General features: G+C 73.1%; 21 protein-coding genes and 1 pseudogene. 11 read left to right on the top strand and 11 right to left on the bottom strand.

All coding sequences use genetic code 11. From position 1 onward, the window contains the following. The 3 genes and pseudogenes from IE286_RS25870 to IE286_RS25860 form a co-directional block, all read left to right on the top strand. Positions 1 to 214, top strand: a pseudogene (locus tag IE286_RS25870) (IS5/IS1182 family transposase); the annotation flags it as partial. 452 nt (positions 215 to 666) lie between these two features. Then, positions 667 to 2,289: a penicillin-binding transpeptidase domain-containing protein gene (locus tag IE286_RS25865; protein ID WP_189799188.1), complete on the top strand. Its 1,623-nt coding sequence runs from the start codon at positions 667 to 669 to the stop codon at positions 2,287 to 2,289. A 185-nt stretch (positions 2,290 to 2,474) separates the two neighbouring features. Then, complete coding sequence (locus tag IE286_RS25860; protein WP_189799187.1) at positions 2,475 to 4,145, top strand: penicillin-binding transpeptidase domain-containing protein; 1,671 nt, start codon at positions 2,475 to 2,477, stop codon at positions 4,143 to 4,145. 52 nt (positions 4,146 to 4,197) lie between these two features. Here IE286_RS25860 and IE286_RS25855 read toward each other — a convergent pair whose 3' ends face one another. Beyond that, a complete protein-coding gene (locus IE286_RS25855) occupies positions 4,198 to 4,557 on the bottom strand; it encodes an SsgA family sporulation/cell division regulator (RefSeq protein ID WP_189799186.1) in 360 nt (119 codons plus the stop codon). A gap of 172 nt (positions 4,558 to 4,729) precedes the next feature. Here IE286_RS25855 and IE286_RS25850 point away from each other — a divergent pair, with 172 nt between their 5' ends. The 4 genes from IE286_RS25850 (at position 4,730) to IE286_RS25835 (ending at position 8,590) form a co-directional block, all read left to right on the top strand. After that, positions 4,730 to 5,788 (top strand): energy-coupling factor ABC transporter permease, encoded by a 1,059-nt coding sequence (locus IE286_RS25850; protein WP_189799185.1) that lies wholly within the window; start codon positions 4,730 to 4,732, stop codon positions 5,786 to 5,788. Beyond that, positions 5,788 to 6,549, top strand: coding sequence for a cobalt ECF transporter T component CbiQ (gene cbiQ, locus IE286_RS25845; RefSeq protein ID WP_189799184.1), 762 nt, complete (start codon positions 5,788 to 5,790; stop codon positions 6,547 to 6,549). The genes IE286_RS25850 and cbiQ overlap by 1 nt, the downstream gene beginning before the upstream one ends. After that, positions 6,537 to 7,322 (top strand): energy-coupling factor ABC transporter ATP-binding protein, encoded by a 786-nt coding sequence (locus IE286_RS25840; protein ID WP_189799183.1) that lies wholly within the window; start codon positions 6,537 to 6,539, stop codon positions 7,320 to 7,322. The genes cbiQ and IE286_RS25840 overlap by 13 nt, the downstream gene beginning before the upstream one ends. 95 nt (positions 7,323 to 7,417) lie before the next feature. Continuing rightward, a complete protein-coding gene (locus IE286_RS25835; protein WP_189799182.1) occupies positions 7,418 to 8,590 on the top strand; it encodes a serine hydrolase domain-containing protein in 1,173 nt (390 codons plus the stop codon). Between the two features lie 61 nt (positions 8,591 to 8,651). Here IE286_RS25835 and IE286_RS25830 read toward each other — a convergent pair whose 3' ends face one another. The 4 genes from IE286_RS25830 to IE286_RS25815 form a co-directional block, all read right to left on the bottom strand. Then, positions 8,652 to 8,927 (bottom strand): DUF1876 domain-containing protein, encoded by a 276-nt coding sequence (locus IE286_RS25830; RefSeq protein WP_189799181.1) that lies wholly within the window; start codon positions 8,925 to 8,927, stop codon positions 8,652 to 8,654. Positions 8,928 to 9,016: 89 nt separating this feature from the next. Further along, positions 9,017 to 9,862: an EamA family transporter gene (locus IE286_RS25825; RefSeq protein ID WP_189799180.1), complete on the bottom strand. Its 846-nt coding sequence runs from the start codon at positions 9,860 to 9,862 to the stop codon at positions 9,017 to 9,019. 210 nt (positions 9,863 to 10,072) lie between these two features. Further along, positions 10,073 to 12,301: an MMPL family transporter gene (locus IE286_RS25820; RefSeq protein ID WP_189799179.1), complete on the bottom strand. Its 2,229-nt coding sequence runs from the start codon at positions 12,299 to 12,301 to the stop codon at positions 10,073 to 10,075. Positions 12,302 to 12,411: 110 nt separating this feature from the next. Then, the gene (locus IE286_RS25815) at positions 12,412 to 13,053 is read right to left on the bottom strand and encodes a TetR/AcrR family transcriptional regulator (RefSeq protein ID WP_189799190.1); all 642 of its coding nucleotides are present in this window, start codon (positions 13,051 to 13,053) and stop codon (positions 12,412 to 12,414) included. Positions 13,054 to 13,260: 207 nt separating this feature from the next. On the opposite strand from IE286_RS25815, the gene IE286_RS25810 reads away from it, so the two are divergent. After that, complete coding sequence (locus IE286_RS25810; RefSeq protein ID WP_189799178.1) at positions 13,261 to 16,527, top strand: S41 family peptidase; 3,267 nt, start codon at positions 13,261 to 13,263, stop codon at positions 16,525 to 16,527. 81 nt (positions 16,528 to 16,608) lie between these two features. Here IE286_RS25810 and IE286_RS25805 read toward each other — a convergent pair whose 3' ends face one another. From IE286_RS25805 to IE286_RS25790, 4 genes are all read right to left on the bottom strand, one after another. Further along, entirely contained in the window at positions 16,609 to 16,797 is a 189-nt protein-coding gene (locus tag IE286_RS25805; RefSeq protein WP_189799177.1) for a ubiquitin-like protein Pup, read from the bottom strand. Positions 16,798 to 16,887: 90 nt separating this feature from the next. Next, positions 16,888 to 17,784, bottom strand: coding sequence for an SDR family oxidoreductase (locus IE286_RS25800; RefSeq protein ID WP_189799176.1), 897 nt, complete (start codon positions 17,782 to 17,784; stop codon positions 16,888 to 16,890). Then, positions 17,781 to 18,734: an alpha/beta fold hydrolase gene (locus IE286_RS25795; RefSeq protein ID WP_189799175.1), complete on the bottom strand. Its 954-nt coding sequence runs from the start codon at positions 18,732 to 18,734 to the stop codon at positions 17,781 to 17,783. The genes IE286_RS25800 and IE286_RS25795 overlap by 4 nt, the downstream gene beginning before the upstream one ends. Then, on the bottom strand, positions 18,731 to 20,248 hold the full coding sequence (locus tag IE286_RS25790; RefSeq protein ID WP_189799174.1) for a flavin-containing monooxygenase: 1,518 nt from the start codon (positions 20,246 to 20,248) through the stop codon (positions 18,731 to 18,733). Before IE286_RS25790 ends, IE286_RS25795 begins: the two co-directional genes overlap by 4 nt. Positions 20,249 to 20,426: 178 nt before the next feature. Between IE286_RS25790 and IE286_RS25785 the strand changes: the two genes are divergently transcribed. The 3 genes from IE286_RS25785 to IE286_RS25775 all read left to right on the top strand — a co-directional run bounded on the left by IE286_RS25785 (position 20,427) and on the right by IE286_RS25775 (position 22,408). Then, on the top strand, positions 20,427 to 21,053 hold the full coding sequence (locus IE286_RS25785; protein WP_189799189.1) for a MerR family transcriptional regulator: 627 nt from the start codon (positions 20,427 to 20,429) through the stop codon (positions 21,051 to 21,053). Positions 21,054 to 21,141: 88 nt separating this feature from the next. After that, positions 21,142 to 21,660: a Pycsar system effector family protein gene (locus IE286_RS25780; RefSeq protein ID WP_189799173.1), complete on the top strand. Its 519-nt coding sequence runs from the start codon at positions 21,142 to 21,144 to the stop codon at positions 21,658 to 21,660. A gap of 28 nt (positions 21,661 to 21,688) precedes the next feature. Then, positions 21,689 to 22,408, top strand: coding sequence for a Crp/Fnr family transcriptional regulator (locus tag IE286_RS25775; protein WP_189799172.1), 720 nt, complete (start codon positions 21,689 to 21,691; stop codon positions 22,406 to 22,408). A gap of 51 nt (positions 22,409 to 22,459) precedes the next feature. Here IE286_RS25775 and IE286_RS25770 read toward each other — a convergent pair whose 3' ends face one another. Together IE286_RS25770 and IE286_RS25765 are read right to left on the bottom strand one after the other, a co-directional pair. Continuing rightward, positions 22,460 to 24,121 carry a protein kinase family protein gene (locus IE286_RS25770; protein WP_189799171.1) on the bottom strand — a complete coding sequence of 554 codons (1,662 nt, stop codon included), beginning with the start codon at positions 24,119 to 24,121 and terminating at the stop codon, positions 22,460 to 22,462. After that, positions 24,118 to 24,993, bottom strand: coding sequence for a protein phosphatase 2C domain-containing protein (locus IE286_RS25765; protein ID WP_189799170.1), 876 nt, complete (start codon positions 24,991 to 24,993; stop codon positions 24,118 to 24,120). Before IE286_RS25765 ends, IE286_RS25770 begins: the two co-directional genes overlap by 4 nt. Positions 24,994 to 25,167 lie beyond the last annotated feature (174 nt).

The following is a 25,167-nucleotide window of genomic DNA, read 5'->3' as shown; positions in this document are numbered from 1 at the left end:
GATCGCCGCAGGCTTCGGCATCTCGGTGGGCACTGCTCATGCCTGCACCTCGAAGGTGATCAGCCTGCTCGCACGGCTCGCTCCCGGCCTCCTCAAGGCCCTGCGCGAGAGCGATCCGGACCACGTGCTCCTGGGCGGCACCCTGGCCGGATGCGACCGCACCCACCGCATCATCCGGATCTGCGAACGCCAGGGGGTTCCCGTGCTGGCCGACCGCTGTCCGGTGCGCGCCACTGCGCCGGGAGAGGCACCACCACCCGGGCACTGAAGGTGCCGTGTCACCGATGCCGTGCTGCCGTCCCGGACAGCATCCGGTCGGGGACATGCCGTTCGATCTGGTCGGGGACATGCCGTTCGATCTGGTCGGGAACGTGCCGTCCCGAGACCGCGGCAACCGCTGCGGGAACCTCTCAAGGCTGATGGAACCGACCGACGGACACTGCCGTGCCTGCGCATCCGACGCCTGTCATCACCAGAACCTGACCGGACCCCGATATGACCCGAACCGGCTGATCTCTCTTCGGCCACCATCAGGGCACAACCGAGCACATCCCGCACCCCCGCCCCCACCCTGCACCTACAGTGCAACCGCACACGGTCATCGCACGCGTATTCGCCTGGTGTGTGCGAAGGCCGGTGGGGTGGGCTCGGGGAGGGAGCGCTGTCGTGCGCAAGGGTGTGAAGGCCGCTGTCGTCGGCGGGGTCGTGGTCGTCCTGCTGGGCGGCGCCGGGTACGGGGCGTACAACGTCGTCTCCGCGTTGAACGGGTCCGTGGTCGCCGGCGGAGCGGCGCCCGCGCGGACCGGGCCGCCCAGCGCCGACGAGGTGAAGGAGACCACGCGGAAGTTCTTCGCGGCCTGGGAGAAGGGCGACGCGCAGACGGCGGCGTCCTACACCAACTACCCGGCGGAGGCGGAGGCCTTGCTGTCGGCCTACGGGTCGGAAGCGCGCATCTCCCAAGTGCGGATCACGCCGGGGGCGGCCTCGGGCACCAGCGTGCCGTTCTCGGTGCGGGCCACCGTTTCCTACGACGGCACCAGCAAGCCGCTGTCCTACCGCTCGCAGCTGAGCGTGGTGCGCGGGGTCAGCACCCACCGGCCGCTGGTCGACTGGCAGCCCTCGGTGGTGTATCCGGGGCTGGAGAAGGGCGACACGCTGGTCACCGGCCCGTCGGCGGCCCCGCCGGTCGAGGCGGTCGACCGCGACGGTGCCGTGCTGACGAAGGAGAAGTACCCGTCGCTCGGGCCGATCCTGGACGAGCTGCGGGCCAAGTACGCGGACAAGGCGGGCGGTTCCCCCTCCGTGGAGCTGAGTGTCCGGCACGCGGGCAGCGGTGCCGCCGACACGCCGCTGGTCACCCTCGCCAAGGGCAAGCCGGGCAAGCTGCGCACCACGATCAGTGCGCGCGCGCAGGCGGCGGCCGAGGCGGCGGTGCAGCGGTTCGCGGAGTCGTCGGTGGTGGCCGTGCAGGCGTCCACCGGTGAGGTGCTGGCCGTGGCCAACCACCGGCAGGACGCCTTCAACGCGGCGTTCCTCGGGCGGCTCGCCCCCGGCTCCACCATGAAGATCATCAGTGCCGCCACGCTCATCGACAACGGCATCACCACGGCGAACGGCCCGGCGCCCTGCCCCGAGACGGCGGTGTGGCAGAGCCAGACCTTCCACAATCTGACCGATATGACGCCGGACGAGCACGCCACGCTCTCCGACAGCTTCGCGCGGTCGTGCAACACGGCGTTCGTGAAGTACGCGGACGAGGTGAAGGTGGACTCCCTGACCCGGGAGGCCGAGGACCGGTTCGGGCTGGGGCGGGACAACTGGAAGACCGGCATTCCGTCGTTCGACGGGTCGGTGCCCGCGTCCGGCGGCCCGGACACCGCCGCGAATCTGATCGGCCAGGGCCAGGTGCAGATGAGCCCGCTGAACATGGCGTCGGTGACGGCGACCGCGATCACGGGCCGGTTCCGCCAGCCGGTGCTCGTCCCGCAGAGCCTCGACGGCCGTGAGCTGGCCCGGGCGCAGGGCCTGCCGGCGGGCACGGTCAGCCAGCTGCGGCAGATGATGCACCGCACCGCCACCTCCGGCACCGCGGCCGCCGCGATGTCCGGGCTGAGCGGCAGCATCGGCGCCAAGACCGGTTCCGCCGAGGTCGACGGGCAGGCGGTGTCCAACAGCTGGTTCACCGGCTACCGCAACGACGTGGCGGCCGCCGCCATGGTGCAGAGCGGAGGCCACGGCGGGGACGCCGCGGGCCCGGTCGTGGCGGCGGTGCTGCGCGCCGCCGGCTGACCTCGCGCACCGGCCCCGGACCGCGCCGCGCGGTGTTTGTCGCAGGTTGGCCACGAAGCGGCGGCCGCCGCTCTGACCTGCGATGCGGACTCCTTAGGGTGGTGTGCCGTCGCCGGGTGCGTGGGGCACGAACGGCGATGGCATCGGGCCGCGAGCGGCCCGGGATGGGCAAAGGACGGAAGGCAGTGGGCAAGAGAAGGCGCGTCCCCGAGCGGCGGAGGACGGCTCCCGCCGTGATCGGCGCGGTGATCGCGGTGGTCGCCGGTGGTGCGGGGTTCGGCGCGTACACGCTGTTCGGCGGCGGCGCGGCCGAGGGACAGCAGCGGACGGACTCCGCGGGCGTGCACAAGACGGTGAAGACCGGGCCGCTCACGGCCGCCGAGGTGCGAAGCACCGCCACGCGCTTCCTGACCGCCTGGCAGCAGGGCCGGCCCGCCGAGGCGGCCGCCGCGACGAGTGACGCCTCCGCCGCCACCGCCGCGCTGACCGGCTACACCAAGGACGCCCATCTCACGGACGTCACCCTGACCCAGGGCACCCCCAGCGGCGCGAAGGTGCCCTTCTCGGTGAAGGCGACGGTGTCCTACCAGGGGCTGCGCAAGCCGCTGAGCTACGACAGCGCGCTGACCGTGGTGCGGCGCGCCTCCGACGGCGCCCCGGTGGTGGACTGGCACGCCTCGGTCGTCCACCCGGACCTGCGGGACGGCGACACCCTGGTCACCGGGGAGGCCGGCACCCCGCCGGTGAAGGCGCTGGACCGCAACGGCAACGAGCTGACCGCCGCGAAGTTCCCGTCGCTGGGCACGGTCCTGGACGGGCTGCGCGACAAGTACGGCAAGACGGCCGGCGGCCGGGCCGGTGTGGAACTGCGCGTGGTGCGCGGTGCCGCCTCGAAGAAGGCGAAGCTGTCCGACAAGACGCTGGTGGAGCTGAGCAAGGGCACCCCGGGCACGGTCCGCACGACGCTGGACCCGGCGCTGCAGGCCGCCGCCGAGGAGCAGGTGAACCGGCGCAAGCGGGCCTCGGTCGTGGTGCTGCGGGTCTCGACCGGCGAGATCCTGGCGGTGGCCAACAGCGGCCACGGATTCAACACGGCCTTCCTGGGGTCCCTGGCGCCCGGCTCCACGATGAAGATCGTCACGGCGACGATGCTGTTCGAGAAGGGGCTCGTCACCCCGGACGCCCAGCACCCGTGTCCCAAGACCTACGACCTGGCCGGCTGGACGTTCCACAACGACGGCGACTCCGAGATCAAGAACGGCACGTTCCGGCAGAGCTTCGGGGCCTCCTGCAACAACGCGTTCATCGACTTCGCGCCGAAGCTGTCGAACAGCGATCTGACGAAGGAGGCCCAGCAGGTCTACGGGCTGGGCATGAACAACTGGGCCATCGGTGTGCCGTCGTTCGACGGCTCCGTCCCGGTGCAGAGCGGCGCGCAGATGGGCGCCTCGCTGATCGGTCAGGGCGGGGTGCGGATGAACCCGCTGAACATGGCGTCGGTGGCGGCGACGGTGCAGGCGGGCACCTTCCACCAGCCGTTCCTGGTCTCCCCGGACGTGGATCACCGCTCGCTGGCGAAGGCCGCGCGGACCATGTCCGCGAAGACGCAGTCGCAGCTGAAGGACGTGATGCGGTTCACCGTGCGGTACGGCACGGCCGTGAAGGCGATGGCCGGGGTCGGCGGTGACGTCGGTGCGAAGACCGGCTCGGCGGAGGTCGACGGGCAGGAGAAGCCGAACGGCTGGTTCACCGCCTACCGGGACGATCTCGCGGCGGCGGCGGTCGTGCAGGCCGGCGGGCACGGCGGCGACACGGCGGGCCCGATCGTGGCGGCCCTGCTGAAGGCGGGCGGCTGAACCGAGGCGTTACGGGATCAGGCCATGGCGGCGGTGCTCGCCCGGGCGGCTGTCAGCCGTGGGCGAAGGCGGTCGCCATGGCCTCCGTGTAGGTGCGCCGCAGGAAATCGATGAGCGCCCTGGTCTCGATCTGCACCACCGAGACGCCCTGGGCGGAGTGGAACTCCACCACCGTCTGCACCCGGCCGCACGGCCACACCCGTACCTCGCCGGTGCCGACGGGGCGACGCAGGCCCTGTTCGAGCAGGGACCGGGGGAAGGACCGGACGCGGGCACCGGGCAGGACGAGCCCCACCGCCTCGGGGTCGTCCTGCGGGTCGTAGCGCATAACGACGGGGACGGCGTCGCGCTCCTCCTGGGAGTCGTCGTCGGTGACCACGCGGGCCCGTGCGAACTGTTCGACTGCCGGCATCGTACGGTTCCTCGCTCTCCGCGCCCTGCCCGAAAAGAAGAATGTCCTCTCCATAAGCAATGACCCGGATTTCCGGTTTCATTCCCACTGGACGTTCCCGTCTCAGTCCTGGAACCCGGAGACAGCGGCCCGCTCTTGCAAAGAGTTCGCAACAAGCATCTATCATCGAACGGTGCATGTCCCTGACGGATTCATCGACGCCCCCACGTCCGCAGCCACCGGTGTGATCGCCGCCGGCGCCCTCGCCGTGAGCCTGCGCGGCGCGCGCCGGGAGCTCGACGAGCGCACCGCGCCGCTGGCCGGCCTCGTCGCCGCCTTCATCTTCGCGGTGCAGATGCTGAACTTCCCCGTCGCGGCCGGCACCAGCGGCCACCTGCTGGGCGGAGCCCTGGCCGCGATACTCGTGGGCCCCTGTACGGGTGTCCTGTGCGTGTCCGTGGTCCTGCTGATGCAGGGCATCCTCTTCGCCGACGGCGGGCTGACCGCGCTCGGCGTCAACATCACCGACATGGCGATCGTCACCACCGTGGTGTCCTACGCCGTCTTCCGCGGCCTGGTGAAGGTGCTGCCGCGCCGCCGCCGCTCGGTGACGATCGCCTCGTTCGTGGCCGCGCTGCTCTCGGTGCCGGCCGCCGCGGTGGCCTTCACCCTGATCTACGCGGTCGGCGGCACCACCGACGTGTCGATCGGCAAGGTGGCCACCGCCATGATCGGCGTCCATGTGCTCATCGGCATCGGCGAGGCCGTGATCACCGCGCTGACCGTCGGCGCCGTGATCGCCGTCCGCCCCGACCTGGTGTACGGGGCCCGCGGGCTGCAGCAGCGGCTGAAACTGCGGGTCGGCGGCGAACTGGTCGACGCGCCCGACGCCGCTCCCGCTCCCGCGCCCGCCGCCGCGCGGTCGCACCGCCCGCTGTGGATCACGGGGCTGGTCACCTCCCTGGTCCTCGCCGGTTTTGTCAGCTTCTACGCGTCGGCCAGCCCCGACGGACTGGAGAAGGTCGCCCACGACCAGGGCATCGACAAGACGGAGAAGGAGCACGCGGCGGCCGGCTCGCCGCTGGCCGACTACGGTGTGAAGGACATCTCCGACGCCCGGCTGTCCGGCGGCCTCGCGGGCGTGATCGGGGTCGGGGCCACCGTCGTCGTGGGCAGCGGCGTGTTCTGGGTGGTGCGCAGGCGCCGCTCGGCCGCCGAGGCGTCCGCGTCCTCCACCGGCAGCGCCGCCTGATGGGCGCCGGGCACGCGCACCGGCTGTACCGGCAGGGGAACTCGCCGGTGCACGCGCTGCCGCCGCACACCAAGCTGGCCGCAGCCTTCGCCTTCGTCGTGGTGGTGGTGTCCACCCCGCGGGAGGCGATGTGGGCGTTCGCCGTGTACGCCGTGCTGGTGGCGGCGGTCGCGGCGGTGGCCCGCGTGCCGGCCGGTTTCCTGCTCAAACGGCTGCTGATCGAGGTCCCGTTCGTCGCCTTCGCGGTGCTCATGCCGTTCGTGGCCGGGGGCGACCGTATCGAGGTGCTGGGGCTGTCGCTGAGCGTGAACGGCCTGTGGGGCGCCTGGAACGTGCTCGCCAAGGGCACCCTCGGGGTCGCCGCCTCCGTGCTGCTGGCGAGCACCACCGAGCTGCGGGAGCTGCTGCTCGGCCTGCAGCGGCTGAAGCTGCCGCCGCTGCTGGTGCAGATCGCCTCCTTCATGATCCGCTACGGCGATGTGATCACCGACGAGATGCGGCGCATGCGCATCGCCCGCGAGTCCCGTGGTTTCGAGGCGCGCGGCGTCCGGCACTGGGGTGTGCTCGCCAAGTCCGCGGGCGCGCTGTTCATCCGCTCCTACGAGCGCGGCGAGCGGGTCCACCTGGCCATGGTCAGCCGCGGCTACGCCGGGTCCATGCCGGTGATCGACGAGGTGAGCGCCTCCGGGGCGCAGTGGTCGCGGGCGCTGGCCCTCCCCTGTGCCGCGCTCGTGGTCTGTCTGCTGGGATGGATGCTGTGACTGTGTCTTCTGCCGCGCCCGTGCCGTCCCTTGAGGTCTCCGGCCTCGCCTTCGCCTACCCCGATGGGCACCAGGCCCTGTTCGGCGTCGATTTCACCATCCACCGCGGGGAGCGGGTGGCGCTGCTCGGCCCGAACGGCGCCGGCAAGACCACCCTCGTGCTGCACCTCAACGGCATCCTCGGCGGCGGCACCGGCACGGTGACCGTGGCCGGGCTGCCGGTCGGCAAGCAGCACATGGCCGAGATCCGGCAGAAGGTCGGCATCGTCTTCCAGGACCCGGACGACCAGCTGTTCATGCCGACCGTGCGCGAGGACGTGGCGTTCGGGCCGGCCACGGCCGGGATCAAGGGGCCCGAGCTGGAGCAGCGGGTGCGCACGGCCCTGGAGCGGGTCGGCATGCAGGACTTCGCGGACCGCCCGCCGCACCACCTGTCCTTCGGGCAGCGGCGCCGGGTCGCGGTGGCCACCGTGCTCGCCATGGAGCCGGAGATCCTCGTGCTGGACGAGCCGTCGTCCAACCTCGACCCGGCCTCCCGCCGTGAACTCGCCGACATCCTGCGCTCGCTGGACGTGACGGTGCTGATGGTCACCCACGACCTGCCGTACGCGCTGGAGTTGTGCCCGCGGTCGCTGATCCTCAGCGACGGGGTGATCGCGGCGGACGGCCCGACCGGCGAGCTGCTCTCCGACGAGGAGCTGATGCGCGCCCACCGTCTGGAGCTGCCGTTCGGCTTCGACCCCCGCTCGGTGACGACGAGCACCCGGCACTGAGGAATCCCAGGCGTCACGGCGATGTTGCACTCACTGTCGCAGGCAGTGCGGCGGTCGAGGCAACGAAACGACAACGACGTGACGGGAGCAGGGGCGTGGACGTGAACGGTGCGGTGGCCGAGGGCTTCGAACCGGTCCGGCAGGCGTTCGCGGCCAACTTCACCGACCGCGGCGAGCGCGGTGCGGCGGTCGCCGTCTACCGGGACGGGCACAAGGTCGTCGACCTGTGGGCCGGCACCCGGGACGTGGACGCGGCGGACGACTCGGCCCCCTGGGAGCGGGGCACCGCGCAGATCGTACGCTCGGCGACGAAGGGCGTGGCCGCCGCGGTGCTGTTGCTGCTGCACCAGCGCGGCGAGCTGGACCTGGACGCCCCGGTGGGCGCCTACTGGCCCGAGTACAAGGCGGCGGGCAAGGAGCACACCCGGGTGTGGCATCTGCTGGCACACCGGGCCGGGGTGCCGGTGCTGGACCGGCCGCTGACCGCCGCCGAGGCCGCCGACCCGGAGCGGGGCGCCGAGGCCGTCGCGGCCCAGGCGCCGGTGTGGGAGCCGGGCACGGACCACGGCTACCACGCGCAGACCTACAGCTGGCTGACCGGCGAACTGGTCCGCCGGGTCACGGGCCGCTCCATCGGGACGTGGATCGCCGAGGAGATCGCGGGGCCCGTCGGCGCGGATCTGTGGGTGGGGCTGCCGGCGGACGAGGCGCACCGGGCGGGCCGGGTCGGCCCCGTCGAGGCGCCCGCCGCACGGACGGGCGGGCTGCGCATCCGGCCCAAGCGTTCCCTGGCCGAGGCCTACGGGGATCCCGCGTCCCTGACCCGCCGGGCCTTCGCCGCGATCAGCCCCGGACCGGACGAGAACGACGCGGCCTACCGGGCCGCCGTGCTGCCGGCCTCCAACGGCATCGCCACCGCCGACGGCCTGGCCCGCTTCTACGCCTCCCTCATCGGCGAGGTGGACGGCGGGGTGCGCCTGTTCACGCCGGAGACGGCCGCGCGGGCCCGCGCCGAGGTCTCGGCCGGCCCGGACCGGGTGCTGGTGGCCTCGACCCGTTTCGGCCTGGGCTACATGCTGCACGGCGGTGCCTCGCCGCTGCTGGGCCCGGGCTCCTTCGGCCACCCCGGCCGGGGCGGCGCCCTCGGTTTCGCCGACCCGGACTCGGGTGTCGCGTTCGGCTATGTCACCAACGGCTTCCGCTCCAGCGTGACGGCGGACCCGCGGGCCCAGGCCCTGGTCCGCGCGGTGCGCGCCTCACTGGCCTGACCCCCGGGCCGCCCGGCCGTCAGCGGTCGGCGGGCACGTCCGCGGCGGCCGTGGCGCGCCCTCAGATGTGGATCGGCTGGGACGTGCGTCCCGAGGCCTGGTCGATCTCCTGGTGCGCCTTGTCCAGCAGCTGCATGGCGAGTTCGTTCAGCGCCCGGGCGCCGGCGATCTCCTCGCCGACCCGCGGCTGATTGGGGTCGGTGCGGTAGCGGCTGGCCCGGCCGTGGCCCCGGATCTCGCTGCCGTCGGGCAGGCGCACCATGGCGGCGGCCCTGGTGTGCTGGTCGTCCTCCTTGAACTCGATCTCGACGTGCCATCCCACAGCGGTCTGCATCATGACCATCACCTCCGGAACACCTGTTTCCAGGGTGCGCCTTTCCCCCAGGGCGTGCAGCACCGGACGAGGCGGCGACCGTCGGGCCGGGGTCAACCGCCGTGCAGCAGCAGGCCGATGCCGACGACCAGCAGCCCGGCCGCCGCGATGCGCGGCACGCCGAAGCGCTCCTTGAAGACCACGGCGCCGATCGCCGCGCCGACCAGGACGGACGACTCGCGCAGCGCCGCGACCGGGGCGAGGTCGGCCCGGGTCTGCGCCCACAGCACCAGCCCGTACGCCGTGACGGACAGGGCGGCGCCGAGCAGTCCGACGGCGGCGGACGGCCGGAGCACGGCGAGGGTCCGGCCGCGCCAACGGGCCGCCGCCCAGGCGGGGATCGCGATGCCCTCGGCGGCCATGAGCCAGGCGGTGTAGCCGAGCGGGGAGCCGGAGGCGCGCACCCCGAGTCCGTCGACCACCGTGTATCCGGCGATGGTCAGCCCGGTCGCCGACGCGGCCGCGAGCGCCGCCCAGTCGGGCCGCCGTCCTCTGAGCCCCCACAGGGCGACCCCGGTCAGCCCGGCGCAGGACAGGGCCACGCCGGCGGCCGCCCAGCCGTCGGGGACCTCGTGGGCGAACAGCGCGGCGAGCACGGTGACGACGAGCGGCGCGGTGCCGCGCGCGATCGGATAGGCCTGCCCGAAGTCCCCGAGCCGGAAGGACGTCATCAGCAGCGCGTAGTAGGTGACATGGATGGCGGCCGAGAAGAGCAGGTACGGCCAGGCGGCCGCGCGCGGGACGGCGGTGCACGGGATGAGGAGCAGCCCGATGAGCAGCCCGCCGCCCGAGATGAGCGTGAACCCGACGAGTTTGTCGGTGATCCGGTGGGCTATGGCGTTCCAGCTGGCGTGGGTGACCGCGGCCAGCAGCACGGCCGCGGTGACGACCGGCGTCACGCGGCGCCTTGCAGCGCGTCGGCGCGGCGTGGGCCGGGGCGCGGGATGCGCGGTGCCTCGGCGGACCGGGGCCAATCCGCCGAGGCGGAGGACGCGGAAGCGGGGGACGCGGAGGACGTCGTCATCATGGGCAGCAGGCTACGGATCCGTCGTACGGACCGGGCCCGGCTTCACGGTCTTGGCCGCTCGTCCTCGCGGGTGCGGTCGCCGTCAGGCGCCGACCAGCTCACGCTCCCCGTCGGGGTCCGCGTCCGGGTCGGTGCGGCGCGGCTGTGAGGTGCGCAGGCCCTCGCCCTCCACGTCCACGTCGGGCAGGGCGCGCTCCAGCCAGGCCGGCAGCCACCAGGCCCTGCGGCCGAGCAGGGCCAGGACCGCCGGGACGATGGCCATGCGCACGATGAAGGCGTCGAAGAAGACGGCGATGGCCAGGCCGAAGCCGATCATCTTGATCATGGATTCGCCGGAGCCGACGAAGCCGGAGAAGACGGCGATCATGATGACGGCCGCAGCGGTGACGACGCGTGCGCCGTGCCGGAAGCCGGTGACGACGGCCTGGCGGGGCTCCTCCCCGTGGACGTGGGCCTCGCGCATGCGGGTCACGAGGAACACCTCGTAGTCCATGGCGAGGCCGAAGACGACGCCCACCATGAAGATCGGCATCATCGACATCACCGGACCGGTCTGCTCCACGCCCATCGGGCCGGACAGCCAGCCCCACTGGAAGACGGCGACCACCGCGCCGAGCGCGGCAAGCACGCTGAGCAGGAAGCCGAGGGCCGCCTTCAGCGGCACCAGCACCGAGCGGAACACCACGATCAGCAGCAGGAAGGCGAGGCCGACCACCAGGGCCAGATAGGGCAGCAGGGCGTCGCCGAGCTTCTGCGAGACGTCGATGTTCATCGCCGTGGAGCCGGTGACCAGCACCGTCGCGCCGGTCTTCGCGGTGATGCCGGCAGAGGCGTCGCGGATGGCGTGCACCAGGTGCTCGGTCTCCGCCGAGGACGGCTTGGAGCTGGGCACCACCGTGATCATCGCCGTGTCGCCGGCCTTGTTGTGCTGGGCGGGGCTGACCGAGACGACGTCGGGCAGGGACGTGATCGTGTCGTTCACCGCGGTGAAGGCGGTGGCGGGGCGGGAGCTGTCCGCGGCGTCGACGACGACCATGAGCGGTCCGTTGAAACCGGGGCCGAAGCCCTCCGAGAGCAGGTCGTAGGCGCGGCGCTGGGTGGTGGAGACGGGCTGGGAGCCGTCGTCGGGCAGGCCGAGTTCCAGCGAGGCGGAGGGGATGGCGGCGGCGCCCAGGCCGACCACGCCGAGCAGGAGCACGACGACAGGCCGGCGGACGACGAAGCGCGCCCAGCGGGTGCCCAGGTTGGGGCGGCCGGACGGGCCGGCGGCGCGGCCGCCGCCCAGCAGCCGGCTCTTCACACCGGCCGGCTTGACCCGGCGCCCGGCGTAGCCGAGCAGCGCCGGGACCATGGTGAGCGCGATGAGGACGGCGACGACGACCGTGCCGGCCGCCGCGACACCCATCTTGGTCAGCATCGGGATGGAGACGACGGCCAGGCCGACCAGGGCGATGACCACGGTCAGGCCGGCGAAGACCACCGCGGAGCCGGCAGTGCCCACGGCCCGTCCGGCCGCTTCCTCGCGGCTGTGTCCCTCGGCGAGTTCGGCGCGGTAGCGGGAGACGATGAACAGCGCGTAGTCGATGCCGACGGCCAGGCCGATCATCGAGGCCAGGATGGAGGTGGTGGAGCCCAGGTCGAGGGCCTCGGCGAGGGCGGTGACCGTGCTCACCCCGATGCCGACGCCGATGAGCGCGGTGACCAGGGGCAGTCCGGCGGCGATCAGCGAGCCGAAGGTGACGACGAGCACCACGGCGGCGATGACGACGCCGATCACCTCGGTCGCACCGGTCTCGGGCACGGTGCTCAGCGCGTCGCCGCCGATCTCCACGGTCAGCCCGGTCTCCCGCGCGTCCTGCGCGGCGTCCTGGAGCGCGGTGCGGGAGGAGTCCTCCAGCTGGATGCCGGGGACCTTGTAGCGCACCGAGGTGTAGGCGACGGTGCCGTCCTTGCTGACGGTGCCGCTGGTGTAGGGGTCGGCGACGGAGGCCACCTCGGGACCGGCGGACAGCTCCTTCAGGGTCTTCCGCACGGCGGCCTCGCGGCCGGCGTCGGTCACCTTCTCGCCGTCGGGTGCCTTGAACACCACCCGCGCGGTCGCCCCGTCGGCGCTCGCGCCGGGGAAGCGCTGCTCCAGCAGGTCGAAGGCCCGCTGGGCCTCGGTGCCGGGGATGGCGAAGGAGGTGCTGCCCGCGGGGGGTGCGGTGGCGGCGCCGATGCCGGCGAGCGCCAGCAGCGCCACCCAGATCAGCGCGACGAGATGCCGTCGCCGGAAGGCGGTTCGGCCCAGTTTGTACAGAAACGTGGCCACGAGAAGGTACTCCCGGTCAGGTCGTTGAGGGTCACGTGGGCAGGGGTCATCGGCCCGACGACGTGAGCGGCCGCGTCAGGTGCTGGGAGAAGGCGGGGAGTTGTCGGGTGTCAGGAGACGCGGACGCCGAGGGCGGGGAGAACCACGGCGTCGATGTAGGAGCGCAGGAATTCCTGGGTGGGCGGCTGGTCCTCGATCAGCGTGCGGACGGCGAAGCCGCCGGCCAGCATGTGCACCATGAAGTCCATGGCCGGGCAGTCGGCCCGCACCTCGCCCCGGTCGACGGCGCGTTGCAGCAGCCGCCGGAACGCATGGGTTTCCGGTTCGATGAGATGGTCCCGGAAGGCCTGTCTGAGGTCGGGGTTGGCGTGCATCGCCATGGCCAGGCCGCGCATCAGCGCGGACTTCTGCTCCACGTAGCAGTCGTCCTGGCGGGTCACCAGGGCGTGCAGGTCGGTGCGCAGAGAACCGGTGTCGATCTCACCGGCCTGGCCCGGGCTGCCGCGCCGGAGGGCCTTGACCACCAGCTCGGCCTTGCCGCCCCACTGGCGGTAGAGCGTCGCCTTGCTGGAACGGGTGCGGGCGGCCACGGCGTCCATGGTGAGGGCGTCGTAGCCGACCTCGCTGAGCAGGTCGAGCACGGCCTGGTACAACTCGGCCTCGCGCTCGGGCGTGATCCGGCTGCGGCGCGCCGGCGCGGACGCCGCATCCGCCGCGGCGACGGTCGCCGCGCCCTTGGCTGCCTCGGCCATCGGCTTGCCCTCCCGCTCCGCCATGACGGGGTCCCCCCGACGTCAGGCTCGGTCCTACGGGGAAGAATCTACCCCACCCGCCGAGCGAAACGAAACAGTTTCGTACGTGTGCTGGGTCACGACTGTCGGATCCGTATAAAGGCGCAGGTGCATGACCCGGACGGCGTACGAGTTGCTGCCGCCGGGCGGCGGACGAAGCATGGGTGAGTGAGCTATCTGCGCCTGCCGCACCTCAGCGGCGACCTGCTGTGCTTCGTGGCCGAGGACGACCTCTGGCTGGCACCGCTCGACGGCGCCGGCCGTGCCTGGCGGCTCACGGTGGACCGCACCAAGACCGGCCACCCCCGCTTCTCGCCCGACGGCCGCCACATCGCGTACACGAGCTGGCGCAGCCTCGCACCCGAGATCCACCTGGTGCCGGTGGAGGGCGGCCCGGGCCGGCAGCTGACCTACTGGGGCTGCACCGACACCCGGGTGTGCGGCTGGAGCCCGCCCGACGAGCACGGCCGCACCGAGATCCTCGCCGTCACCTCGCAGAGCGAGCCGTTCTCCTACTTCACCTGGGCCTACAAGGTGGGCACCGACGGCTCCCCCGGACGCAAGCTGCCCTGGGGTCCGGTGTCCGACCTGCAGGTCGCCGACCTCGACGGGGAACGCAAGACGCTGCTGCTGACCGGCACCCCGCCGCACGAGCCCGCCTCCTGGAAGCGCTACCGCGGCGGCGCCACGGGCCGGCTGTGGCTGCACGGACAGCGGCTGCTGCCCGGCATCGGCGGCCACCTGGCCTGCCCGATGTTCGTCGGCGACCGGATCGCCTTCCTCTCCGACCACGAGGGCGTCGGCAACCTCTACTCCTGCGCCTGCGACGGCAGCGATCTGCGCCGCCACACCGACCACGACACCTTCTACGCCCGGCACGCCGCCGGCGACGGCAGGCGCGTGGTCTACCAGTGCGCGGGCGAGCTGTGGATCGTGGACGACCTGTCCGAGGACGCCGAGCCGCGCAAGCTGACCGTGCGGCTGAGCGGTCCGCGGGCGGGCCGCCGCCCCTACCCGGTGCCGGCCGCGCAGAACATCGACGGCCTGTCCGTCGACGAGACGGGCCGGGCCAGTGCCGTCGTCGTCCGCGGCTCCCTGTACTGGCTGACCCACCGCGACGGCCCCGCCCGCACCCTCGTCGACACCCCCGGGGTCCGCATCCGGCTGCCGGAGATGCTCGGCGCCGGCGGCAGGATCGCCTACGTCACCGACGCCGACGGCGACGACGCCGTCGAGATCGCCGATCTGCCGCGGGCCACCGGCGCCCGTCCCCCGCGCCGCCTCGCCTCGGGGAAACTCGGCCGCGTCCTGGAGCTGGTCTCCGACCCCGAGGGCGAGCGGCTCGCCCTGGCCTCCCACGACGGACGGCTGCTGCTGCTCGACGTGGCGGAGGAGTCCGAGGAGACGGCCGGCTCCGCGGACGGCGAGGAGGTCACCGAGCTGGTCCGCTCCGGCAACGGGCCGGTGCGCGACCTCGCCTTCTCCCCGGACGGAGCCTGGCTGACCTGGTCGCACCCCACCGTCGGCCGCGCCCTGAGGCAGATCAAGATGGCCCGCATCAAGGACCGGCTCGTCGTGGACGTCACAGGCGGCCGCTTCGAGGACGAGAACCCGGTCTTCACCCGGGACGGCCGCTACCTGGCCTTCCTGTCCTGGCGCGGCTTCGACCCGGTGTACGACGTGCACACCGGCGACCTGTCCTTCCCGCTGGGCTGCAAGCCCTACCTGGTGCCGCTGTCCTCGGCGACCCCCTCGCCGTTCGCGCTGAACCCCGAAGGCCGGCCGGCCGCCGGCGGTCTCGACCCGCTGGAGGAGACCGGCGAGTCCGGCGCGGTCACCGTGGAGGTGGAAGGGCTGGAGATGCGGGTGACGCCCTTCCCGGTCATCGCCTCCAAGTACTCGGCGCTGACCCCGGTCGCGGGCGGCGACCTGGTCTGGCTGCGCTGGCCGATCTCCGGGGCGCTCGGCGAGACCTTCGCCAACCCCGCCGACACCACCGGCCGGCCCACGCTGGAGCACTTCGACCTCGGCAAGGCGAAGAAGTCCGAACTCGTCGCGCACCTGGACTGGTTCAGGGTCAGCGGCGACGGCACCCGGCTGGTCGTGGCCGACGAGGGCGACCTGCGCTCGGTGCCGTCCACCGACATCGGCGACAGCGACACCACCACCTGGATCGACACCCGCCGCATCCGGCACATCGCCGACCCCGGCGCCGAGTGGCGGCAGTCCTTCGAGGAGGCGGGGCGGCTGATCCGGGCCTACTTCTGGGACCCGGGCATGAGCGGCATCGACTGGGAGGGGGTGCTCGCCCAGTACCGTCCGCTGGTCGACGAGGTGGCGTCCCCGGACGAGTTCGCCGATCTGCTGCGCGAGGTGCTGGGCGAACTGGGCACCTCCCACGCCTATGTCGCCGCCGCCCGGCGCAACGAGGGACCGGCGCACTACCAGCGCTGGCAGGGCCTGCTCGGCGCCAACCTGGTGTGCCGCGACGGCCGCTGGGTGGTCAAACGGATCCTGCCCGGCGACTCCTCCGACTCCCGGGCCCGCTCCCCGCTGGCCGGCACCGGCATCCGCCCGGGCGCGGTGCTCACCCATGTCGACGGCCGCCCGGTGGACCCGGTGGCCGGACCGGGGCCGCTGCTGGCCGGGACCGGGGGGACGACGGTGGAGCTGACCTTCGCGCCCGGGGACGGCGACGGGCCGCCCCGCCGGGTCGCGATCGTCCCGCTCGTCGACGACCGGCCGCTGCGCTACCAGGACTGGGTGGCCAAACGCCGCGCGGTGGCGCGGGAGCTGAGCGACGGCCGCTGCGGCTATCTGCACATCCCCGACCTCGGCGGGTCCGGCTGGGCGCAGTTCAACCGGGACGTGCGCATGGAGATCTCCCGGCCGGCGCTCATCGTGGACGTCCGCGGCAATGCCGGCGGCCACATCAGCGAGCTGGTCATCGAGAAGCTGACCCGTCCCATCCTGGGCTGGGACCTGACCCGGGGCGCGCAGCCGGTGTCGTACACCACGCTCGCGCCGCGCGGTCCGATCGTGGCGCTCGCCGACGAGGCGACCTCCTCCGACGGCGACATGATCACCGCGGCGTTCAAACTGCTGAAACTGGGGCCGGTGGTGGGCCAGCGCACCTGGGGCGGCGTGGTCGGCATGACCGGGCGGCACCGCCTGGGCGACGGCACCGTCATCACCGTGCCGATGAACGCGGCCTGGTTCGACGCCTACGGCTGGGACGTGGAGAACCACGGCGTCAGCCCCGACGTGGAGTCGCTGCGCACCCCGCTGGACTGGGCCGAGGGCCGGCACGTGGAGATGGACACCGCGATCGAACTCGCGTTGAAGCTGCTGGAGACGACACCGGTGGCCGCGCCGCCCGGCTACGACGCCGTCCCCGACCGGTCCCGCCCCAAGCTGTTCCCGCGGCACGGCTGACCACACGCACGCGGGGTGCCCCGGTACACGGGGCACCCCGCACGGCCCGGCCGGAGCCGAGCTGGGCGTCGAGAAGGCCGGTTACCGGTCGTAGTCCCGTTCGAGGCGCTCGTCCATCTCGTCGTGGATGTCGTCGATGTCCCGGCGACCGCGCTCGTGCTGCGGCTGCGACGACCGCCGGCCGGCCCTCTCGCGGCTCTCCTGGGCACGCTCACGGCCCTGCTGCTGCCGCTGCCCGGCCTGGTCCTGGATCTTGTCCTTGATACCCATGGTTTCACTCCCGTGTGGGTGGATCCCCCCGGTGAGTGGGGGGATCGGCCTCGTTCAGACTCACACGGGCAGTGACCCCACGCATGTCGATCAGTGACGCGCGGTAGCCGCCACGGCGCTGCGGTGCTGCTCGTCGGCGGCCCCGCCCGCCCCCACGAGCCCGGTGCGGATCTGCGACAGCCGGTCCGCGAACCGGCGCATCTCGCGCCGGCCCACCGTGGCGATGACCCCCGGCAGGTAGCCGCGCACGCCCTGCATGCCCCGCAGCCACCACTGCCCGTAGACGTGGGCGGCGCGGCGCTCGATGCCGTCCACGATCCGGTCCACGGCCGGACCCAGCGGGTAGGTCTTGTTCGACGGCCACGGCAGCCGCTGCCGCAACTGCCGCATCACCTCGTCCTGGTCGGCGCCCCGCACCATGTCCGTGTCGGTCCACGACAGGTACGCCACGCCCACCCGTACGCCGCGGAAGCCGACTTCGGCGCGCAGGCTGTGCGCGTACGCCTCCACGCCGGACTTGGAGGCGCAGTACGCCGACATCATCGGCGCCGGGGTGATCGCGGCGAGGGAGGCGATCTGCAGCAGATAGCCGCGGCTGCGCAGGAGCGCCGGCAGGAACGCCCGGCCGGTGACCGCCGACCCGATGAGGTTCACCTCGATGACGCGTCGCCAGGAGACCGGGTCGGAGTCGGTGAACGGACCGCCGGTGGCCACACCGGCGTTGGCGACCACGATGTCCACCCGGCCGAAGCGTTCCTCGACCTCGGCCGCGACCCGGGTCATCGTCTCGTGGTCGGTGACGTCGGCGTACCAGTGGGCGCTCTCGCCGTGCAGCCGCTCGGCGACCTGCTTGAGCGCGTCCGGTTCCAGGCCGACCAGCGCCACCTTCGCGCCGCGTGCGGACAGTTTGCGGGCCAGCAGTTCCCCGACGCCCCGCGCGGCCCCCGTGACGACCGCGACCTGCCCCTGAAGGCTGGTTGTGCTCATGCGCCCCCTCCGATCCGTGCGGCGTTGTCGTCCGTTGCGTGGTCGCCGCCGCGCAGATACGCGGCGACCAGGTCCCGGATCCCTCCGGTGATGTGCTCGGGCGCCTCCAGCGGCGTCATGTGGCCGATGCCGGCCAGTTCGCTCACCCCGACGCACTCGGGCAGCGCGGACTTCAGGAAGCGGGCGTGCACGGGCGGGGTCAGCCGGTCGGCCGTGCCCTGCACCACCGCCGTCGGCACCGTCAACTGCCGAACGCCCTCATCGAGATCGAGCTGATCCAGCACCCGCGACCAGGCATGGCGCACCCGGCGCGGGCAGGCGTGCACGATCCGCGCGCCGGCCTCGACCACGTGCGGCGCCGTGTACGGGCCCATGGTCGCGTACTTCAGGATCCGCAGGGACGCCGGTGTGACGGGGCCGAGCGGGGCGCGGGAGCCGAGGATCCGTCCGGTCAGCCAGGTGCGCGGCCGGCCCGCCCGGATCGGCACGACCGTGGACCGCGCCACCAGCCGCGAACTGCCGGTGCTGCACAACAGGACGGCCGCGGCGTGCTCGCGGAAGCCGGGCCGCCCGGCGGCGGCCATCACCGTCATCCCGCCCATGGAGTGGCCCGCGATCACCGCCTTCTCCCCCGGCCGGAGGGTTGCCGCCAGCACCGCCTCCAGGTCGTCGGCGAGCGCGTCGGTGCTGCACCTGGGGTGGGCCGGGCTGCGGCCGTGGCCGCGCTGGTCGTAGGCGATGACCCGGTGATCGGCGGCCAGGTCGCGGATCTGTGCGGCCCAGAAGGCGGTGGAGCAGGTCCAGCCGTGGGCGAGGACGACGGCGGGCGCGCCGGGGTCGCCGACCCGGCCGTGCAGCTCGACGTGCAGCCGGGCACCGTCGGCGGAGGTGACGGTCAGTTCGCCGACGGGCGTGACGGGGGCGTAGGGGTCGTGGGGCAGGCGGCTCACGCCGTCACCTCCGTGGCGGCCGCGGTGCGCCCCGCGCCCTCGCGCGGCGCCCGGATCACCTGGTACTCGGCGAGGTCCACCCGCCGGGTGGCGCGGCGGAACTCGGTGGTGGTGCCGGGCCAGATGGTGGTGTTGCGTCCGCTGGCGTCCAGGTACCAGCTGGTGCAGCCGCCGGTGTTCCACACGGTGCGCTGCATCCGCTCCTGCACCCGGTCGGTCCAGGCGTCCACGGCGCTGCGCCGGGCGTCGAGAGCCGCCTTGCCGCCGAGAACGCGCAACTGCCGCAGATAGTCGGCCATGTAGTTCAGCTGAGACTCGATCATCAGGATCATCGAGGAGTTCCCCAGGCCGGTGTTGGGGCCGATGATCATCATGAGGTTCGGGAAGCCGGCGGCGCTGGTGCCGCGCAGTGCGGCCATGCCGGTCTTCCAGCTCTCGGCGAGGGTGCGGCCGTCGGCGCCCACCACCCGCTCGGCGATCGGCATGTCGGTGACGTGGAAGCCGGTGCCGAAGACGATGGCGTCGACCTCGGCCTCGGTGCCGTCGGCGGCCACGGCGGTGGAGCCGCGGATCTCGCTGAGCCCGCCGGTCACGACGTCCACGTTGTCCTGCGCGAGCGCCGGATAGTAGGTGTTGGACAGCAGGATCCGCTTGCAGCCGATGCGGTAGTCCGGGGTGAGCTTGGCGCGCAGCTGCGGGTCCTTGATGGCACGGGCCATGTTCCGCTTGGCCAGCAGCTCGACGACGCGCAGCTCGTCCGGGTGCTTGGTGAACGCCTGCACCTGCAACTCCCGGATGCCCCACTGCAGTCCGCGGCGCAGCTGCCCCAGGAAGGGCAGCGCGCGCTGCAGGGAACGCTCCAGGGAGCCGATCGGGCGGTCCATGCGGGGCATCACCCAGGCCGGGGTGCGCTGGAAGAGGGTGAGCCGGCCGACCTCGGGCTGGATGGCGGGCACGATCTGGATGGCGGAGGCGCCGGTGCCGATCACGGCGACCCGTTTGCCCTTCAGGTCGTAGTCGTGGTTCCAGCGGGCGGAGTGGAACACCGTGCCGGGGAAGGTGTCCAGGCCCGGGATGTCCGGGATCTTCGGGTCGGACAGCGGGCCGGTGGCGCAGACCACGACGTCGGCGGAGAGGTTGCCGCCGGTCGTCTCGATGTCCCAGCGCACCTGCTCCGCGTTCCAGGTCGCGCGCTCGACCTCGGTGTCGAAGCGGATGTGCGGGCGCAGCCGGAAGGTGTCGGTGACGTGTTCCAGGTAGGCGCGGATGTGCTCCTGGCCGGAGAAGGTGCGCGGCCAGTCCGGGTTGGGCGCGAAGGAGAACGAGTACAGGTGGGAGGGGACGTCGCAGGCGCACCCGGGATAGCTGTTGTCGCGCCAGGTGCCGCCGACGCTGCTCGCCCGTTCCAGGACGACGAAGTCGGTGATCCCCTCGCGGCGCAGCCGCACCGCGGCTCCCAGCCCGCCGAAGCCGGACCCGATCACCGCCACCCGTACATGCTCGTGCTCGGCCATCTGCGAAGCCTCCACGCATCCCCTAGAAACCTTGCCAGTGAACACTGGCGCAATGGGACTGTAGAACAGCCCCGTACCGAGCGGTAGGGGGCGGAGGAAGGAAGTTACCGTCGGTACGCCATAGGCTTCGAACGTGGCAGAGGACACGGAGAACCGACAGGGCAGACGCGAGTACCGCATGGAGGAACTGGCCCGGCTGGCCGGCATCTCCGTGCGCACCCTGCGCTTCTACCGCGAACGCAAGCTGATCCCGCCACCCCGCCGCGAGGGCCGCATCGCCTGGTACGACGACCACCACCTGGCCCGTCTGCGCACCATCACCGCCCTGCTGGAACGCGGCCACACCCTCAGCGGCATCGCCGAACTCGCCGAGGCCTTCGACCACGGCCGCGACGTCGCCGACCTGCTGGGCCTGGGCACCCCCACCGAGGAGGTCCCCGTCCGCCTCACCCCCGAGGAACTCGCCGACCGCTTCGCCGGCGAAGTCACCGCCGAGAACCTCGCCGCCGCCATGGACCTCGGCTATGTCGGCACCGACGGCGACGAGTTCGTCCACATCAGCCGCCGCCTTCTGGAGGTCTCCGCCACCCTGGTCCGCGAGGGCATCCCGCTCGCCGAGGTCCTGGACGCCGGCCGCCGGGTACGCGAACACGCCGACGCACTGGCGGAGTTGTTCACCGACCTGATCTCCCGCCATGCCCCGCAGGACGACCTGCACCGTCTGCGCCCCCTGGCCAAGAGCGTGGTGGAGGCCGAACTGTCGCTGGCCCTGGACCGGCGGTTGCAGAAGCAGGGGGACGGGTAACGTCCCCTGCGTCGCCGTGTGCCCGTGCCGCCCCGGGCGGCACGAAGCGTGCCGGCGGCAACGGGGAGACAAAAAAAGGGGGGCGACCGTGTCCGAGCAACCGCGGGTCACACAGGAGGACGCGACGCGACACGCCTGGCAGCTGCAGGGCACGCTCGCGGAGTCGACGCGTACGGCCGACGCCAAGGCGTCCTTCGCCCTGGCCATCGAGTCCGCGATGCTCGCCGCCATGGTCACCCTGGCGGGCTCCGAGCACGGCCTGGGCCGCATCTCCGGCGCCCTCGCGCGGACGGTGCTGTGGACGGGGGTGGCGCTGCTCGCGGTCTCTGTCGTCCTGGCCGTCCTCGCCGTGCTGCCGCGCCACGACCGCGAAGGCCGCCGCAGACCGGTCCACCAGGACGACTTCGTGTTCTACGGTCACATCCGGCACCTGACCGCCGCCGAGCTGGAGGAGAGCCTGCGCGGACACGACCCGCTGCCCGCGCTCAGCCGCCAGATCGTCGCCATGAGCCGCATTTTGTGGATCAAGCAGCGGCTGGTACGGCAGTCGCTCCTCATCGCGGTGGGCGGTGGTGTACTGATCGCGGTCGGCGCGCTGACGGGCTGACCACCTCGGCGGCGCAGAAGGGACTCCGATGGGCGCGGACTTCCTGACCGGCGGCCCGCCGGGCGGCGGGCCCGGCCGGGCCTCGTTCTGGAACCTGCTGGACGCGCCCGCCCGCACCGCGCTGCGGGGCGCGGGCCGGGTGACCGCCTACCCGGCCCGGGAACACCTGCTGCGCCAGCACGACCTCACCGACCACCTCATCGTCATCGGTGACGGCTGCGTGAAGGTGACGAGCGTGTCGGCCGCCGGCTACCAGGCGGTGCTCGCCCTGCGCGGCCCCGGCGACCTGATCGGCGAACAGGCCTGGCTCGACCGCGGCCCCCGTTCGGCGACGGTCACCGCGCTCACCCCGGTGCGGGCTCTGGTGATCCCCGCCGATCTCTTCCGCGCGGCCGCCCGCGACCACCCCGTCATCACCGGGGCCGTCCACCGGATGCTGTCGGCCCGCCTGCGGGACGCCGACCGGCACCGCACGGCCGCGGGCGCCGACCCGCTCGCCTCCCGGCTGGCCGGACTGCTGCTGGACCTCGCGGCGGTCCACGGCCGGCGCCACGCCTCCGGTGCCGTCGAGATCGCGCTGCCGCTGTCCCAGGACGACATCGCCGGGCTCGTCCTCGGCTCCCGCAGGACCGTCAGCCGTGTGCTGGAGCAGTGGCGTGCCGACGGCTGGGTCAGCACCGGCCGGACCCGGCTGGTCCTCGACAACCCCGACGCGCTGAAACGGATCAGCGAGGGCGGTGCGGGCTGACCCTCACAGGTCCGTCCGCGCTTCCCCTCACAGGTCCGTCCGTGCTTCCCCTCACAGGTCCGTCCAGTCCAGCGTCCTTTCGCCGTACTCCTCGGCGAGCGGGTTCCACCGTGCGACGAACTCCTGCTTGGCCCGCGTCGCCTCGGCACTCGCCTCGTCCGCGTCCTGCCAGGCCGCGGAATGCACGACGGCGGACCCGGAGCAGTCGCCCGCCACCTCGTCCACCACCCGCGCGTACGCGCGGTCGGCGTCCGCCGAACTCTGCCAGGCGGTGCGCAGGGCGGAGGTGAGGCCGGCGGGCAGGGCGCTGTCGCTCAGTGAGTCGAGCCGGGTCACCAGGTAGGTCCGCGTCGCCGCCGCCTGGGTGAACACCTCGCGGGCGGACGACAGGCCGGTGCACCGCGTCATCGACTGCACGGCATCGGCGACGTCGTCCCGCCGGCCCGCGTTGTCGGCCAACAGGCTGCCCAGCTCGGCCACCTGGTCCGCGCGGGTGTCCTCGGAGGTGTCGGAGTCGCTCGTGGAGGTGTCGTCGGTCGTGGTGTCGTTCGTAGTGTCGTTCTGCACCGTGCTGCTGTAGCTGCTGTCACCGGCGCTGCCGTTGTACCCGCTGTCGCTGTCGTCCCGGTTGTGCTCCCGCCAGGCCAGTACGGCGATGACGAGCGCGATCACCGCGAGCACGGCGACGGTGGAGCGGGCCCGGGACGTGGGTGGCTTGGAAGCCGGCGGCACGTGCGCGGTGCCCGGGCCAACGGTGCCCACCCCGGCAGAGGCACCGGTGGGATTCGCCCCGGCGGCCGGCGCGGCCGACTGCGGCGCTGCCGCCCCGGGCCGGGGTGCCGCTGCCGGCCAGGTGAGCGGCGCGGCGGCGCAGGCCCGGCGCAGCGGCTCCAGCCACTCGCCGAGCGCGGGACGGCCGGCCGCCGGGGCGCACAGGGCACGCTCCGCCAGGTCGCCGACGGCCCGGTCGGCGCGCCGCAGCGCCTCCACGTCCTGGCCCTGCTGTTCGTGCAGGAAGAGCCGCACCGCGAGCAGCGCGAACTTGTAGACGTCGCCCTGCGGCGTCCCGGGCGCCTCCCCGGACGGCAGTTCCCAGTCGGGCGTCTGCACCGGCTTCAGCGCCCAGTGGCCGCCCACGCCCATCGCGTCACAGTCGATGAGGAAACAGCCCGGCTCCGGCCCGGACAGGCTGAACAGCAGGTTCTTCGGCGACAGGTCACCGGCCACCACGCCCAGCCCGTGCAGCCGCTGCAGCGTCTCGGCCAGCGCGAGCAGCAGCCCCATCGTCTGACGCGGCGACACCTCGCCCACGATCCGGCGCACATAGGGCAGCTCGTTCAGCAGGAACTCGAAACCGGCCGTCTTGACCTCGCCCGAGGGCATGGTGAGGAAGAACTCGTCCGGGATCTGCCGCATCAGGAAACCGCGCACGGCCGCTTCGTGGGTCACCAGCGCCGCGGGCCAGGCCGTGTTCCGCGCCATCCACTCGCCGACCGCGGCCGGCTGGGCGGGCAGGAACGCCACCATGCGCTCCAGCACGTCGGCCCGCAGCTGCCGCAGCGCCTCGGGCGCGTACTCCTTGTACGCCACCGGCCAGACCCCGTTGATCCGCCGCCTGTCGACCTCCCAGACCGTGCCCTGTCCCCCTTTGCCCAGCCGGCGGCCGAGGGTCAGGTCCGCGTGGGCGATCCGGGTCACCTCCGTGTTCGTCACCGCATCCCTCCGGACTCGCCGGGCAGACGGTGGCGGGCCCAGACGGCGAGCAGGGTGCGGTCGTCGTCGAACGTCTCCCGGGAGAAGTCCAGCAGCCGGGCCAGCGTCCCGGGCTGCACGGGCGGCACGGTCAGCTCCCGCGCGAACATCTGCCCGACCAGGCCGGTGCCGTCCCCCAGCGGCACACCGAAGCCGTCGGTGCCCACCAGCAGCACGGCGTCCCCGGGCAGGGTGCACGACAGCGGACGCACCTGCCCGGCGATCCGCGGCAGGGCGACGACCGCGGTGCTGGAGACACCGTCGGCGCCCGGGTCCTCGTCGTGCAGCAGCGGCGCGTACCGGCCCTGGTGCAGGCACCAGGCGGAGGAGTCGCCGGCGCGCACCAGCGTGACCTGCAGGGCGCCGTCCTGGGTCGGGGCGACGGTGCCGGTCACGAGGGTCGTCGCCAGTGTCCTGACGGCCTGGACCCGGTCCTGCTCGTCCGGTTCCCGGCCGCCCGCCACCCGCATCAGCAGCTGGTAGGCGGCGGACCGGACCACACGGGACCAGTCCGGGCCCGGCCGGTCCTCGTCCAGCTGCACCAGCAGGTCGTTGACGGCCGTGCGGCAGGCCAGCGCGGCGCCCACGTGCGACCGGGGCGCGGCCGAGACCCCGTCGGCCACCGCGAAGACCACCGTGCCGGTCGGCTCGTGGCAGGCGACGACCACGTCGTCCTGCCGGGGCAGCCCCGCGGAGCGGTGCGCGTCCCCGCGCACGGAGGCCAGCCGGACCGTCAGCCTCGGCGTCGACCAGCCGTCGAAGACGGTGTCCGGCCGGTAGGGGTCGGCGGGCGGCGGCTTCGGCTCGAACCGGGCGGCGGGCCTGTCGATCACGATCCGCTCCGTCCGGCCGGCTGCACCCGGCGTGCTCCCCGGCCAGGAGGGCCCGGTCCGCGCCCGGCGGTCCTCGGGGACGGGCCCCTGGTACGGCGACGGCGGGGCCGCGTGCCGGCCCGACGCGCCGTGCACCGGCGCCGGCCAGGGCCGCGCGGGTGGCGGGGCGCCGCC

This window comes from Streptomyces thermodiastaticus (genome assembly GCF_014656135.1).
Classification (GTDB): Bacteria; Actinomycetota; Actinomycetes; order Streptomycetales; family Streptomycetaceae; genus Streptomyces; species Streptomyces thermodiastaticus.
This window is presented reverse-complemented; position numbering and strand designations above follow the sequence as displayed.